Below are 14,462 nucleotides of genomic sequence, written 5' to 3'. Positions count from 1 at the left end.
GCTTATCGGTGATTTCGCTAAACGATTACAAGACCGTTTCAATCGCCCGTTTGATGATCGCAAGGTCATCGTCGCGGGTCCGCCAATTACTGAATGCAGCACGGAAACCGAACCGTCCGCCATACACGGTCGGCGTCAGGAACAGTTTGCCGGTCGCATTGATCCGTTCAAGCAAAGCCCGATTGTCATCATCGCTGCCGCGTGACGAAAACATTGTCACATTGAGTTTCGGCTCGCTCAGCAGTTCGAGCTTCTCATGGGTTCGTACCCAAGCGGCAAGGTTTGCGGCCTGATCACAATTGGCACGAATGATCGATGCAATCCCGTCACGGCCATAGGCCACCATCATCACCCAGAGCGGCAAGGCGCGGAAACGTCTGGAATTTTCCACCCCGCGATTGATGTAGCTATTGCCATCTGCCTTGGTATCAAGATACGGCGCAAAGGCCCGACAGCAGGTTTCCAGCACGGAAACATGCCGGGTCAGGAATATACCGCAATCATACGGGACATTGAGCCACTTATGCCCGTCCGAGGTAATGGAATCCGCTCGCGCAATCCCTGCGGTGTAATGCGCACGACGATCATCAAGGGCAGCAAAGAAACCAAACGCGGCATCGACATGCAGCCACCCCCCAAAGGCGGCACACAAATCGGCAATCGCATCAAGATTATCGAAATCCGTCGCATTGACTGTCCCGGCCGAGGCGATCACAATCTTGGCGCGCGCCGAACTGGCGGCAAGTTTGGCCTTCAAATCAACGATATCGGTTTCTTCGGATCCCGGTTTTGTTGCCACCTTGGTAAAGCTGTTGCGGCCAATGCCGGTAATCGACAGATCCTTGACCATGCTAGCATGCGGGCTTGCGGCAAAAATTTCGAGATCGGGTAAAACACCGGCACCATCGGCATCAACATTTACACCAACCTGCTCACCGCACCATTGGCGGGCTGCGACCAGTCCCAAAAGGTTTGATACCGTTGCACCGGTCGTCAGTACACCATCAAACCGATCTGATGGCACACCGCCCAAGTCACACAGCCAGTTGATGACCTGTTCTTCGACAGCAGCATTGACCGATCCTTCCGGGCCGGTGGCGTTCTGATCAATCGCGCTGGCAAGCCAATCGCCAACCAGTGCGGCTGGCGTTGTGCCACCAGTAACAAATCCAAGATATCTCGGACCAATTGATGCGGCGAGCAGCGGCAGAATGTCTTCCTTCGCTGCCCGCAACGCATCAAGTGCACCGCGTCCCTGCCCCGGCATGGGGCGCGAGGGGTCAAAGGCAGAGAAATCGCGGCAGGTTACATCCATGTCATCCGCGCCCTGAATGAAGCTGTGCGCAATATCGCCTGTCTCGACAAGGATACGTCCAAGCTTTTCAAGGTCATCAAACATGAGATGACGTTCATCGACAGTGGGGCTGTCATCTGAACGGTTTGAAATGCGGTTCATTTGTTTTCTCCCGAAAGAATGCGAGCATAATCGGCGCGATCGATATTCGCCCCGGTCAAAACCAGTGCGACCTTCTTGCCAATGTTACTTTCACGCTGCGCAATGGCTGCTGCCAGTGGCACGGCACCAGCACCCTCGGCAATGGTGTGGCACGAACTGAAATAAAGACGCATGGCATCGGCAATTTGTTCGTCAGTGACGGCAACGATATCCGCCGCACCGTTTTTGATGATTTCAAATGCGGTCGGATCCGGGCTTCGGCAGGCGACGCCATCGGCAAATGTATTGGCCGTCGGTGTCTGGATGATCTCGCCTGCAAGAAATGACTGGCGAATGGCATCAGCGCCCGTGGCGACCACGCCAATGATTTCGGTTTCAAGCCCCAGCGCATCGCGCACTGTGATCAACGAGCAAATTCCAGATCCCATGCCGACCGGCACATAAACCCGATCCAGACCGGAAATCGCATCAAACAGCTCCAACCCATAGGACGCGACACCACGCACAAGTTCCGGGTGGAACGGCGGGACCATGACAAGGTCTTCCTTGCTCGCGAGCGCCTTGGCGTATTCAGCTGCCTTCTGAAAATCATGACCATGTTCGATCACTTCAGCCCCCCAGGCCCGCATGGCGGCATTCTTTTCAACCGAATTGCCATGCGGGACAATGATCGTCGCAGGCATGCCAAACCGGCTGGCAGCATGGGCAAGGCTTTGTCCATGATTGCCCCGCGTTGCCGAAATAATCCCGCGATTCACATCGACAGAGCTTCCGAGATAACGACAAAAGGTCAGACCACCGCGGATCTTGAACGCGCCCAGTCGGGTATGGTTTTCATGTTTGACATACAGGGACAATCCGGTCGCACGATCAAGCAGGGGCCACTGAATTGTCGGGGTCGGCGCAACATATTGATGCACAAAATCCGCCGCCTCGCGCAATTCATTTGTATTGAACATGGCATTGTATCCCTACTTAAGAAAAATCGTGACAATTTGAACGCATGACGGTTTCCCGCCGAACGGAGGCACAATGGGAGCAAAGTGCCTCCGTCATACGCGGCGGTGGCTAGCCGCGCCGGGGGAAGTCGGACAGGAACGGTTTCGCCAGTTCCTCTTCAACGTCTGCGCGTGTCACGCCAATATCCTTAAGCATCTGATCATCAAGACGTTGCATCGCATAACGATCACGCGAGCGGGCCTGAAGGAGCGCAAGATATTCGACCATAGAGATCACCACACCAGTGATCGCGGCACGCCAGGTCACCGGCTTGGTGCCCGGTTTGCCATTGGTGGTTGCGCGATCATTGACATGAATGCCGGAAACCTGGATTGTATCGTTACAATTTACCATTTCCATCTCCTTTCGGTGAATTGTCTCGATATTATTTTGTCATTGACATTGTGATTGTGTCAATTTAAACATTGTCACCATGACAATATGGTTCCCGAAACTTGATGAGGCTGGTGGTCCTGTTTATCGACAGATCGCGCAAGCCATCCGCACCGCAGTCGAAGACGGCTCTCTGAAACCCGGAGACCGGCTGCCCACCCATCGTGATCTCGCCTATCAACTTGGCGTCACAGTCGGGACAATCACCCGCTCCTACCGTGAGGCAGAGCGTCTTGGGCTTGTCGCAGGCGAGGTCGGCCGCGGAACCTATGTCCTTCATAATATTCAGTCGGAACTCGACATGGCGGCGACCGCCCCCATTCCGATGGCGTTTACCAACAATCTGAGCCAATTGGCGCAAAGTGCCGGTCCCGAAACGCCCGAGACGCCGACAGCACGCGACAGCGAAGAAACCGGCCCGATCAATTTCAGAATGAATTGCCCGTTGCCGCCGCAGGAAGGCCGCATTCGCGAGAACCTGCTGGATGTCGCAACCACCATGACGACCGACGACATGGTGTCCTACAAGTCAGAATACGGTGTTGCCCATCAGCGCGCCGCGCTGGCCTTTGCCGCCGGGCGACTTGGCCTTGATGACAATCCGGATCGCGTATTACCCACGGCAGGTGTTCAGCACGGGATGACGGTTTCCTTGTTGGCGACTGTCCGCCCCGGCGACCTCGTTCTGTGCGAAGAACTCACCTACCCCAACCTGCGTAGTCTTGCCAATCTGCTGCAGTTCCGTCTGCGCGGTGTTGCAATGGATGACGAGGGCATTATGCCCGATGCGCTGGAAAACATGTGCCGCACCCAAAGCCCACGCGCCATCTATCTTATGCCGACCCTGCACAATCCGCTGTGCAGCACCATGAGCCAACAGCGCCGCATCGAAATCGCCGAGATTCTCCGCAAATATGACCTGACCCTGATCGAAGATGGCATTTACCATTTCCTTGATCCGGATGCCCCACCGCCCTTGTCCTGCTTTGCGCCGGAGCGCAGCATCTATCTGGACGGTGTTTCCAAAAGCATCGGTGGCGGATTGCGCGTTGGCTATATCCATGCGCCGGGTGAAATGATTGGCAAACTGGCCAGCGCGATCCGGTCAACCTGCTGGATGGTCTCGACCATCAATCTCGAACTTGTCACCCGCATGATCATGGATGGCAGCCTTGCACAGTTCGAAAGCTGGCATCGTGAAGCAGCCGCCCAGCGCCTGGCCATCATTCTTGGCACGCTCAAGGGCTATGACATCCGCTTCCACCCGACCAACTACCATATCTGGCTGGAACTGCCCGAACATATCGATACTGGTGAATTGGTCATGAATGCCGCCAATCACGGCGTCCTTCTGACAGCAGCCCAGCAATTCTCGGTCGGGCCAGTGCCACGCGGCCTCAGGCTAGCCTTTGGTGCGGAACGATCCCCCGAACGGTTGCGCCGTGGCGTTCAAACGGTTGACCGGTTACTTCAAAGCAGTGATTTCGGCAACACCTCCGTAATCTAGCGCCCCCTTTTCGCGACCCTGAGACCACTTGAAAATTTCGGTCAAGATACGGTTCTTGCTGGCATTTCAATTATTTCCGCACGCAACGCTTGACCCCGTAAATGGGTTGCTTCCAAGATATGTAAGGGTCAGGGCCTACTAGTTTGATTTGAATGGCAGAGCTTATATTTGTGAAATCCGAGGAAAGTCCCGCAGGGCGGGTCGGCATCCCGCACAAGGGATTTGACGCGGGAGTTCGCAAATATAAGCTCTGTCCTTCGGATCGTTCAGATTTGCACGGGCTGCTTTGTCGCAAAACCTTGAAAGATATCTATCTTCCTGCAGTTTCGCTTCGCGCATCCGCACAAATCTGAAAGACCATTCGAACCAAATTAGTAGGCCCTGACCCTGAGGGGCCATTTTCCCGGCTTGATATCATATCTTGGGCAGCAGAAAGTCAGCAGATGCCAGTTTCCCGCCTTGACGCAGAAGATTGCGGTTTCCCGCATTTCCGTATTCGCAGCCCACACAAAGACCAACAGCCGAAAATTTTTGATTTTTCATCGCATTATCGCGCGGCAGAGGCTTTAAAATTCGGACTTTCGATGTCCGAACCCGGCTTCAACATCTTTGTTCTTGGCTTGGATCGTGCCGGTCGTATGACGGCGACACTCGATTACCTCAACAAGGCCATGGAAGAACGTGAAGCCCCGGATGACTGGGTCTATCTGAACAATTTCTCGCGGACCAATCGCCCACGTCCTTACGCCCTTCCCGCCGGTCAGGGACAAAAACTTCTGACCACGATGGAAACACTGATTTCGCATCTGCGAGAAGCTTTTTCCTCGGCCTTTAACGCACCGGCCCATCTGACCGAAACCCAGACACAAACCGAAGAAGCCCGTGCCCAGTTGCGTGAAAAGTTCGATGCGCTGCGCGAATATGCGCGCGAACGCGGGCTTGATGTTCAGGAAAACGAAAAAGGCGTGATGATCGTCGCCCTGAACGAGGACGGCGAACCGGTCTCGCTTGATGAAATCCCCAAGGATCGCCGTCACGAAGCCGAAGACGCCTTTGAAGATGTCGCCGAGGAAGCTCGCAAGACGCTGCTGTCGACGCGCGACCTTGAAGAACAGATCGCCGATACGCTCGATAGTCTTCGCCGCGGGGCGGCCAAGGTTGTTTTGAAACCGCGCATCAAGAAGCTTCGTGACAAATTCACAAGCCCTGGCCTCAAGGCCTGGTTTGAGGCGCTTGAGAAGGACATTCTCGATAATGTCGACGCGTTCGAAGAAGCCAGTGACCAACCCGCCATTGAAAGCGGCGATGGCAAGATCCCCGAAACCGTCGATGATCGCTATGCCGTCAATCTGCTGATTGACCATTCGCGCGATGACCATCCCGATGTCGTCCTTGAACCAAGCCCAAGCTACGACAACCTGTTTGGGCAAATTCAATACCGTCCGATTGGCGGCGGCATGCATCCGCATTTCAGCCTGATCAAACCGGGCGCGCTGCATCGTGCCAATGGCGGCGTTCTGGTATTGCGCGCAGAAAGCCTGCTGGAGCATGAAGAATGCTGGGGCTTTTTGAAAGCAGCGCTACGTGACCGCGAAATTCGCATCGAGGAAACCCACAAGGGCGGTGCGCCAACTGCGGGCGCCCCGGAACCACGCCCGATCCCGCTCGATCTTAAGGTCGTGATCGTTGGCGCCCCGAAATTCTATTACACCTTCTTCTCGCTGGATGTGGATTTCCGCAACCACTTCCGGGTTAAGGCCGATATCGATGCCGATATGCCGGCCGCCGGGCGCAATATTTCGATCTATACCGGGCTTCTGCGTGCTTCCGCCCTGTCACGCTCCGGCATTCCGGTCGACAATGGCGCAATCCGTCAGCTGCTTGGACAAGCCGCCCGTTGGGCTGGCGAACGTGACAAACTGACAGCCCAGATCGAACGGGTCGAAGATGTCGCGATTGAGGCTGGCGCCCTTAGCAAGGCCGAAGGCCGGGAAAACATCCGCGCGGCGGACGTCAGGCGCGCGATTGAAGAACGCCGCCACCGCAATTCACGCCTTGAAGACAAGTCGCATGAACGCGTCCAACGACGTGAAATCCTGATCGACAGCTTTGGCAGCATCGTTGGCCAGGTCAATGCGCTCACGGTTCTTGATTACGGCGACCACGCCTTTGGCCTTCCCGCCCGTGTATCGGCACGATCCTATGTCGGAAGTCTTGGGGTGCTTAACATCGAACGCATGGTCGATATGTCCGGCCCGTTGCAGCAAAAATCGGTGATGATCATTGAAGGCTTTCTGAAGTCACGCTTTGCGCAGGACTTCCCGCTATCCTTTGCCTGCAACGTCACGTTTGAGCAGAACTATGGCGGGATCGAAGGGGATTCGGCCTCTATGGCGGAACTTTGTGCCATTATTTCCGCAGTTTCAAACATCCCGATGCGTCAAAATGTGGGCGTAACAGGTTCCATGAACCAGTTCGGTCAGGCCCAACCGGTTGGTGGCATTTCGCACAAGATCGAAGGTTTTTATCGCATCTGTGCCGATCAGGGCTTTACCGGTGATCAGGGTGTGATCATCCCGTCTGCCAACGCGGAAAATGTCGTGCTCCGCGAAGAAGTTGTTCAGGCCATTCGTCAGGGCAAGTTCAACATCTGGACCGTGGAGCATATCAATGATGCGATTGAACTTCTGACCGGGATGGCGACCGGCGATCGATCAGATGGCCAATATGCGCCAGACACCGTCTATGGCAAAGCCATGGAACGTCTGCGCAGCAACGATCAGATATTGCGCGAACGTCACGCCTATGGCCCGCGCACGGAGATGTAGGAATGCAAAAGCCACCCCACAAATGCCTGAACGCTGTGACCCGCGTGTCACAGCAATTCGGTATTGGTAAAACGTGGGGTGGTCCGCATTTTGTGATCGCACTTGGCATGTCGGTATTGATCAGCAACGCCGTCATGCCGCCCGCAATCGCACAAACCACCGCGCAAGAAGCCGGGAAAACAGGTATTGAAATGATCCCGACGGATTTGCCTGCGCATGCCTCAAGCGTTCCGGAGGATAATGGACCTGTAAGCCTTCTTCCCGGAACAATCCCGGCCGAAGCAGTCATTGAACAAGATATCGAAATCCCGTCTTTGGCGGATCAGTATCAGCGGACAATCAATGGCAAGCCCCCTATCCGCCCGACCCGAAAACAAGTAGCACCACAAACGGTGGTTTCACAGAATCCTGTACCTGCATTATCCGAAAAAACACCTCAACCTGCGGAGACACCCAAGCGTCAGGAAGCCTCGCAACCTGTCAGCTCGAGACCGGTCGAAACTGCAGCACCAATCGGCAATGGCGGTCGGCACTTCATTCAGCTGGGTGCATTTCGTGACACGTTTACCGCGGAAACCTATTGGGCCAGCTTTAGCATTCGATATCCCGAATTGACCAAATCCCACGAAAAACAGATCGTTCCCGCCGACCTTGGCAGTCAGGGGATATATCACCGACTGCAACTTGTCGGCTTTGCAGACTCCGAGTCCGCACAAAAACAATGCCGCCAACTCAAAGCTGACGGCACCGATTGTTTTGCCACGCATCGTTAGTTTGTTGATTATCCGCCAGGCGCCAGCAGGACGATCTTGTCAACGATCAGAGTCGTTGCCTCTGTGCAGGTCGTCATCAGGGCCAGATGCCCGGTAACGCGCACCTTGTCCCCCGGACGGAAACGGCTTGCCTTGTTGGCCAGCGCATAAAGTGTTCCGTCCTCGGCACGGAACGTCACGCATTCCTCCCCGTGGTCAGTGATTTCGCCACCGACGGTAAAGTTTTCCTTTTGCAGGAACGAGCAACCTGCCAACGCCAGAGCCACGCCCGCGATTGCGATTTTCCGCGTTAATCCGGCCCCAAAAAGGTTTTTCATCCGTCGTGCTCCTTTGCGTGATCGACAGTATTTCGTCACAAATACGCTTCATGCGCGTTAAGGTTCTTGTAACGCCATGGAAGATAGAATGGTTCCATCCCTTTTAAGGGGTTCGTCGTTCATTGTCATTGACAACAAGACAGCCAATGGAAAAGTCGCAAATCGATTTATTGATGGAACTTGCTGCTGATGTTGAGCATCAGACAGCAATCAATACGCGTGCGACTGAAGAATCCGACGATAGCGAACAACGCAACGCGCTTTCTACCCTGGTTGATCTTGCCCGTGACATGCAAACCCGCCTTGATCAGCAACAAAACCGGATCAGACAGCTTGAACTCATGGTCGAAACCGATGAGTTGACCGGGCTGTATAACCGGCGCGGATTCATGCGCCGCATGCGCGAGGCAATCGCGCGCGCTGCCCGCACCTCTGAGACCGGGATTCTGGTCATTGCCGACCTTGATGGTTTCAAGGAAATCAATGACGTAAATGGCCATGCCGCCGGCGATGCCGTTCTGCGCCACTTTGGTCAGAACCTGCGCACCCATACGCGTTCCGATGACTTTGTTGCACGCTTTGGCGGTGACGAGTTTGCCATCCTGATGACTGGCAGCAATCCTGCCGCGGCGACAAAACGTATCGCACAGCTTCAAAAAGCAACAGCCCGCTTCCCACTGATCTGGCAAGGCAAGGCACTTGCGATCAAGGCAAGCTTTGGTCACGCATCCTATGACGCCAAATGCGATATTGCCGATTTGATCCGCGCAGCTGATGAAGCAATGTACGACCAAAAGCACAGCCGGCGCGACGCGGGCGAGCTTAAAAAAGCCGGCCATAACGCAGCCTGATTAACCAATCCTGCCACCGACTTCCCGTTCACGCTTTCTCGCTCAGTTTCACATCGCATTGAATAGTGCGCTGGCAGATGTACTTAAAACCCCGATTTTACTGTGCGTTTCAGCAACAAAAACGTTTGTATTTAAAGTCACGAACCTTCATTCCAAAGTCGGAATGTTTTTTTTGCCATATCAAGTGCAAATCCTTCATTTCCTTTGTAAGATCGCTATTTAGTAGAGACAGATATAGCTGCGGCATAAAAAATAATCAGGCGGCTTACCATGACGGTTCAGAAATGACAGACAATACCGGCTCCTCGGCGGAAACGAATGACCAAGACCTTCTGGCAGCGATGGCTTTCTGCTGGGCCGATATGCTTCTTGAGGTCGACGAGAATGGCTATATCCTGTTTGTCGCAGGTGCCACGGAAAGCCTTCTCGGCTGCACGCCCGATCGCCTGATCGGCGAGGCCTTTGAAAAAATTGTCGTCAAATCCGAACGCCCTTTATTGCGCGCCTACCTTCATGGTGGCAGCGGTCTGAAACGTCTCGAAGAACTCGATCTTGATTTTCAGCTTTGCGAATCTGACGGACAACCGGTTCAGGAAGCTGTTCCCCTGTCACTGAGCGGCTATATGATCGCCGACCCGTCAAGCCGCTATTATATCGCGGCCCGCCATCGCGCCATTCGCCCGCGCGCAAGATCGGGGATTGATCGCATCATTTTGCAGAACGCGGTCATCCGTCAGAACATGAACGCAGAAACAAGCCAGACCAGTGCAGCTGGCGATATTTCAACCATGAGCTATCATAGCGAGGCGCTGGTCGTGCTTGAAAATCTGGCCGCTTCACGCTCCCAGGCTGAAACAGCTGCCACCAACGAGCTCGCCCGATTGATTGGCATTGGCGCCAAACAGTTCAGTGCTTCCGTCATCAAGGATCAACAAACCGAAGAAAAACCAGCCATAATTCATCCAGTTGATGAACCGATGATCGAACTGGAACGGCGGATCGTGGCCTATGCCAGTGCACTGCGCGCCGATCTTGACGACATCGATGCCGGTAATGATACGGCGGCTGTTGAAAATATCGACGGACTGATATCACTCACCAATGGCCCTCATGGCAAAGGTCAAAGTGCCAAAAAACCCAAAGCCAATGACCTGTTTGGCAATGACTATGAAAGTGCGCGCAACATCCATCATTTCGACACCGAGAATGATGAAAATGACCGCGAAACCAACCTGACCCGCGCAGTTGCCTATGCGCTTAACCGCATGCAGCGCAAAGCGCAGAACGACGTTTCCGCCGCCCGCCTATCGGCAAGCCTGCCACACCTGATTAACGAAACACTGAAATCCGTAAGAGCCTTCCGCGAAATTGTTGAAAACGGCTCCTTTGCCGTTGCCCTGCAACCGATTGTCCATCTGGGCAGTCGGAAAATGCACCATTTCGAGGCGTTGGCGCGCTTTAACATCGGGGACAGTCCGCTTGCCGTTGACCAGATCATTCATTTCGCCGAGGGAACCGGTTTGATTACCGAGTTCGACCTCGCAATGTGCAGCAAGGTTCTCGATCATTTGCGCGACAATCCCGATAGCATTCCCTATCCGGTTGCCGTAAACCTGTCTGGTCATTCGCTTGAACAGGCTGGCTTTATGCCTGCCCTGATCGAATTGCTGGATGGCTATGACATCGCATCGAAACATGTCCTGTTTGAAGTCACGGAAACCTCGCGCATTCGCGGTCTGGCCGATGTGAATAACGGCCTGCAAATGCTGCGCGAACGCGGTCATGAAATCTGTCTGGATGACTTTGGCGCAGGTGCGGCCAACTTTGAATATCTGAGCGCCCTTGATGTCGACATTATCAAGTTTGACGGCGGGGCCATGTGCACCGCCCTTGCCAATCCAAAGGGCCGCGCGTTTCTTAAGGCAACCGCCCTGCTCTGCCGCGATCTTGGCATTTGCACCATTGCCGAGATGATCCATGATCAGGCCAGTTATGAACTCGTGCGTGATCTTGGTATTGATTATGGGCAAGGGTACCACCTGGGTCCGCCGATCACGATTGGCAGTGACGACGACTATCACAAAACCAACATCACAAGTCCGACCAGCAGTGCACAAACAGACGACCAGAGCGCGTCGACCACAACAGGAGGACGCGCATGACTTCCCGTCATCCGGTTGATCCCCGAAACCAGACCAATAACGCCACCGACGAACTGACAGATTACGACGCGGATGTCTTTACCCTTGACCCCAAGGTCATGGCCGAGGCCGAAGCCCCCGTCATCGTGATGGATGCACAGGGCGTGCCCCTGTTTGCCAACAAGAATGCGGTTGGTTTTGCCAATGGTATTCGTGACGGACTGTTCCCGGAAATCTATCAACTGATCCGCCGCACGCTGACGACACCGGGCGGCGTCGTTGAGATGATGACCTTTGAAGTGCAGCGCGGTACAGCAACGCTTGAACTGACCGCACTTCCGACCACGAAAAATCAGGTCATGATCCTGCCGCGCGATGTCAGCATGGATCGTAACTTGCGAGAAGCATTGATTGACTCACGCCAGCGCTATCGCGACATCGTCGAAGTATCCTCGGCCTTTGCGTGGGAGACCGACGAGAGCGGAAAGTTCATCTTTGTCTCTCCGCGCGGGGCGCTTGGCTATCGCGCCGATGACATCGTCGGTCGGTTCCCGGGGCACTTCCTGCTCGATACCGCCGATCAGGACAGTGAACACGTGTTCCGCAGCCAAAAGGCTGTGCGCGATGTCCCAATCTGGTTCCGTCGTTCAAACGGGCGTGACGCGTGCTTGTCGGTATCCTCGACACCGGTTTATTCCCGCGAGGGGATCTGGGTCGGCACACGTGGCCTCGCTCATGACATTACCGAGCAGCGCCGCCGCGAAAGCGAAGTCGCCACGGCCCGAAACCGTGACCGCCTGATGACCTATATCGTGCGCACCATGCGAGACGAAATTGATCCGCTTTTGGTTCTTAAAGGCGCGTCAGAGGCCAGCACGCGTGCTCTGGTCTGTTCGTACTCCATCATTTTCAAGCGCAATGACGAAACCGGTGAAATGGAATTGGCCGCCGGTGACGAAGACAAGGCTGCCAACGACATTGCGAATAAAGCGCTCAAACACCTGCAAAACGCCAACGAAACTTTTGACGCGCAGATCGGAAAATTCCGGATCGTTGCATTGAGCTGCCATTATCATCAGCGTAACAACGGGGCAGTGATCTTCATGTTTGATGCCGATCACCCGGAACCGACCGATGGTGAACGCGCCATCATGACCGAGGTCGCCGATCAGGTCGGTATCGCCATCGAACAGGCCATCCAGCATGAGCGCATCCTGACACTTTCGCGTACAGATGGCATGACCGGGCTTCTGAACCGTCGCGCGTTTTTTGAAGAACTCAAACGTCGTCACAGTCGCCTGCGCCGTGAAAATGCGCCAGCCGCCTTGATGTATGTCGATATGGACAACTTCAAACTGGTCAATGATATCCACGGCCATCAGGCTGGTGATGACGCCATCCTCGCCCTGACAAAAGTGCTGCTCGATAATGTGCGCCCGGCCGATCTTGTGGCCCGTCTTGGCGGTGATGAGTTCGTTTTGTGGTTGGAAGGTGCTGATATTGATGCCGCATCGGCGCGCGCCAAGACCCTGATGAAAGAAAGTGCTGTTCTTGGTAAGTATTCCGGTGACGCCGATCATCCATTGGGGATATCTGTTGGCATCGCCGTTCACGAAGCAGATTCACAAGAAACGCTTGAACAACTTGTGCAACGCGCAGATCAGACCATGTATCAGGTCAAGAAGCTCGGCAAAGGCCGTTTTGGTATCGCTGCCGCACCCGGATCAAAAGATTCGGCAAAAATCGAAGATTAGGAGGAATGCCCGATGAAGGGATTTTTGCAGCGGGTATTTACCAAGCGTAGCGAAACGCCAATCACCTATCACGAAGCCAAGGAAATGGCGGCAAGCCCGGATGCTGATGTGCGCGGAAAGCTGGCACAGCGCCATGATACGCGCCCCGAAATCCTTTATTTCCTGGCATCTGACCAAGACTCGTCTGTCCGCCGACATATTGCTGCGAACGAAGCAACGCCGGTTCAGGCCGACGTTCTTCTGACCGACGATAATGATGACAGCGTGCGTGGCAGCCTGGCCGAGAAAATTGCCCAACTATCTGCCGGTCTGAGCCCCAATGAAACCGACAAACTGCGTCGGATGACCTATGAGGCGCTTGATAAGCTTGCGCGCGACCAGGCCGTTCATGTCCGTCAGGTTATTTCCGAAACGCTTAAGGATATCGCAGACGCGCCGCAGCCAATCATTCAGCAACTGGCGCGCGATGCCGAAAGTGTCGTCTGTGGCCCTGTCCTGCAATATTCTCCGGTTCTGACCGAAGACGACCTTCTTGAGATCATTGAAGGCAGTTCTGGTCGTGGCGCGCTCAGCTTTGTCTCGCGCCGCAGAAACGTTGGCGAAAAACTTGCCGATGCCATTGCCGCAAGCAGTGACAAGGATGCAATTTCCCATCTGTTGGGGAACAAGTCCGCCCAGATCCGCGAAGAAACGCTTGATCAGTTGATCGACCGCGCCCCGGACTATCCGGAATGGCACGAACCCCTTGTTGAACGCCCAAGCCTGACACCGACTGCGGCCGGGAAGCTCGCACGCTTTGTTGCCGAAAACCTGATCAGTGTTCTGGAACGGCGCAAGGACCTTAAGAAAGATCAGCTCGAAGCTGTCCGTGAAGTGGTTCAGCGACGCATCGCGTCCGGTGAATTTGAAAAGCGCGATGAAGTCGCCACCGATGCGAAGAAAATCAAAGCTGACAAGGACAAGACCAAAGCAAAAGACAAAGCAGAACCCAAGTCCGACAAAACGTCGGACAAAAAAGGTGTCGTCGCCGATGACGACGAAGAGGAAGAAGAACCAGCCTTTGAAAAAGCGCTGGCCATGCATGCCAAGAAAAAGCTGACCGACAAGGAAGTCGCAAAGGCATTGGCGGCCAATGATATCAAATTCGCCCGTGCGTCACTTGCCGTTCTGGCAGGAATTTCACCCGAAGCGGTGACAAAGGTGCTGAACACCCACTCGGCCAAAGGCGTTGTATCGCTGGCCTGGAAAGCCGGCCTGCCCGCCGATCTTGCGGTTAAAATTCAGGTCAAGCTTGGCCATGTCCCGCCAAGTCAGACCCTTAATCCGCGGAGCGGCAATCAATATCCGCTGAGCGAAGATGACATGAACTGGCAGCTTGAGTTCTTTACCGGCATGGCGACCAGCGGCGTGCGTTAATCGCCGCTGGTGCTTGCTTGTGAAGCC

The 14,462-nt window shown here is 54.7% G+C and carries 11 protein-coding genes; 7 read left to right on the top strand and 4 right to left on the bottom strand.

Annotation, left to right across the window (positions count from 1 at the left end; genetic code table 11):
- Positions 1-25 precede the first annotated feature (25 nt).
- From ACXAF0_RS18500 to ACXAF0_RS18490, 3 genes are all read right to left on the bottom strand, one after another.
- A complete protein-coding gene (locus ACXAF0_RS18500; protein ID WP_475347301.1) occupies positions 26-1,456 on the bottom strand; it encodes a pyridoxal phosphate-dependent decarboxylase family protein in 1,431 nt (476 codons plus the stop codon).
- Entirely contained in the window at positions 1,453-2,415 is a 963-nt protein-coding gene (locus ACXAF0_RS18495; RefSeq protein WP_475347300.1) for a threonine dehydratase, read from the bottom strand. The genes ACXAF0_RS18500 and ACXAF0_RS18495 overlap by 4 nt, the downstream gene beginning before the upstream one ends.
- 109 nt (positions 2,416-2,524) lie before the next feature.
- Positions 2,525-2,809 carry a DUF1127 domain-containing protein gene (locus ACXAF0_RS18490; RefSeq protein ID WP_475347299.1) on the bottom strand — a complete coding sequence of 95 codons (285 nt, stop codon included), beginning with the start codon at positions 2,807-2,809 and terminating at the stop codon, positions 2,525-2,527.
- Positions 2,810-2,888: 79 nt separating this feature from the next.
- On the opposite strand from ACXAF0_RS18490, the gene ACXAF0_RS18485 reads away from it, so the two are divergent.
- The 3 genes from ACXAF0_RS18485 to ACXAF0_RS18475 all read left to right on the top strand — a co-directional run bounded on the left by ACXAF0_RS18485 (position 2,889) and on the right by ACXAF0_RS18475 (position 7,956).
- Positions 2,889-4,355: an aminotransferase-like domain-containing protein gene (locus ACXAF0_RS18485; RefSeq protein WP_475347298.1), complete on the top strand. Its 1,467-nt coding sequence runs from the start codon at positions 2,889-2,891 to the stop codon at positions 4,353-4,355.
- Between the two features lie 443 nt (positions 4,356-4,798).
- Positions 4,799-7,183 (top strand): AAA family ATPase, encoded by a 2,385-nt coding sequence (locus ACXAF0_RS18480; RefSeq protein ID WP_475347297.1) that lies wholly within the window; start codon positions 4,799-4,801, stop codon positions 7,181-7,183.
- Between the two features lie 2 nt (positions 7,184-7,185).
- Positions 7,186-7,956, top strand: a complete 771-nt coding sequence (locus ACXAF0_RS18475; RefSeq protein ID WP_475347296.1) for an SPOR domain-containing protein — start codon at positions 7,186-7,188, stop codon at positions 7,954-7,956.
- A gap of 8 nt (positions 7,957-7,964) precedes the next feature.
- Here the strand turns inward: ACXAF0_RS18475 and ACXAF0_RS18470 are convergent, their stop codons facing one another.
- Positions 7,965-8,273, bottom strand: coding sequence for a DUF5818 domain-containing protein (locus ACXAF0_RS18470; RefSeq protein WP_475347295.1), 309 nt, complete (start codon positions 8,271-8,273; stop codon positions 7,965-7,967).
- 146 nt (positions 8,274-8,419) lie between these two features.
- Here ACXAF0_RS18470 and ACXAF0_RS18465 point away from each other — a divergent pair, with 146 nt between their 5' ends.
- From ACXAF0_RS18465 to ACXAF0_RS18450, 4 genes are all read left to right on the top strand, one after another.
- Positions 8,420-9,124, top strand: a complete 705-nt coding sequence (locus tag ACXAF0_RS18465; protein WP_475347294.1) for a GGDEF domain-containing protein — start codon at positions 8,420-8,422, stop codon at positions 9,122-9,124.
- A gap of 284 nt (positions 9,125-9,408) precedes the next feature.
- Entirely contained in the window at positions 9,409-11,286 is a 1,878-nt protein-coding gene (locus ACXAF0_RS18460) for an EAL domain-containing protein (RefSeq protein WP_475347293.1), read from the top strand.
- Positions 11,283-13,019, top strand: coding sequence for a bifunctional diguanylate cyclase/phosphodiesterase (locus ACXAF0_RS18455; RefSeq protein ID WP_475347292.1), 1,737 nt, complete (start codon positions 11,283-11,285; stop codon positions 13,017-13,019). The genes ACXAF0_RS18460 and ACXAF0_RS18455 overlap by 4 nt, the downstream gene beginning before the upstream one ends.
- 12 nt (positions 13,020-13,031) lie before the next feature.
- The gene (locus ACXAF0_RS18450) at positions 13,032-14,435 is read left to right on the top strand and encodes a DUF2336 domain-containing protein (protein WP_475347291.1); all 1,404 of its coding nucleotides are present in this window, start codon (positions 13,032-13,034) and stop codon (positions 14,433-14,435) included.
- The last annotated feature ends 27 nt before the right edge of the window (positions 14,436-14,462 follow it).

This window comes from Thalassospira sp. ABD4_177 (assembly GCF_056160125.1).
The sequence above is the reverse complement of the archived record's forward strand: the minus strand, read 5'-3'. Positions and strand labels throughout refer to the sequence as shown.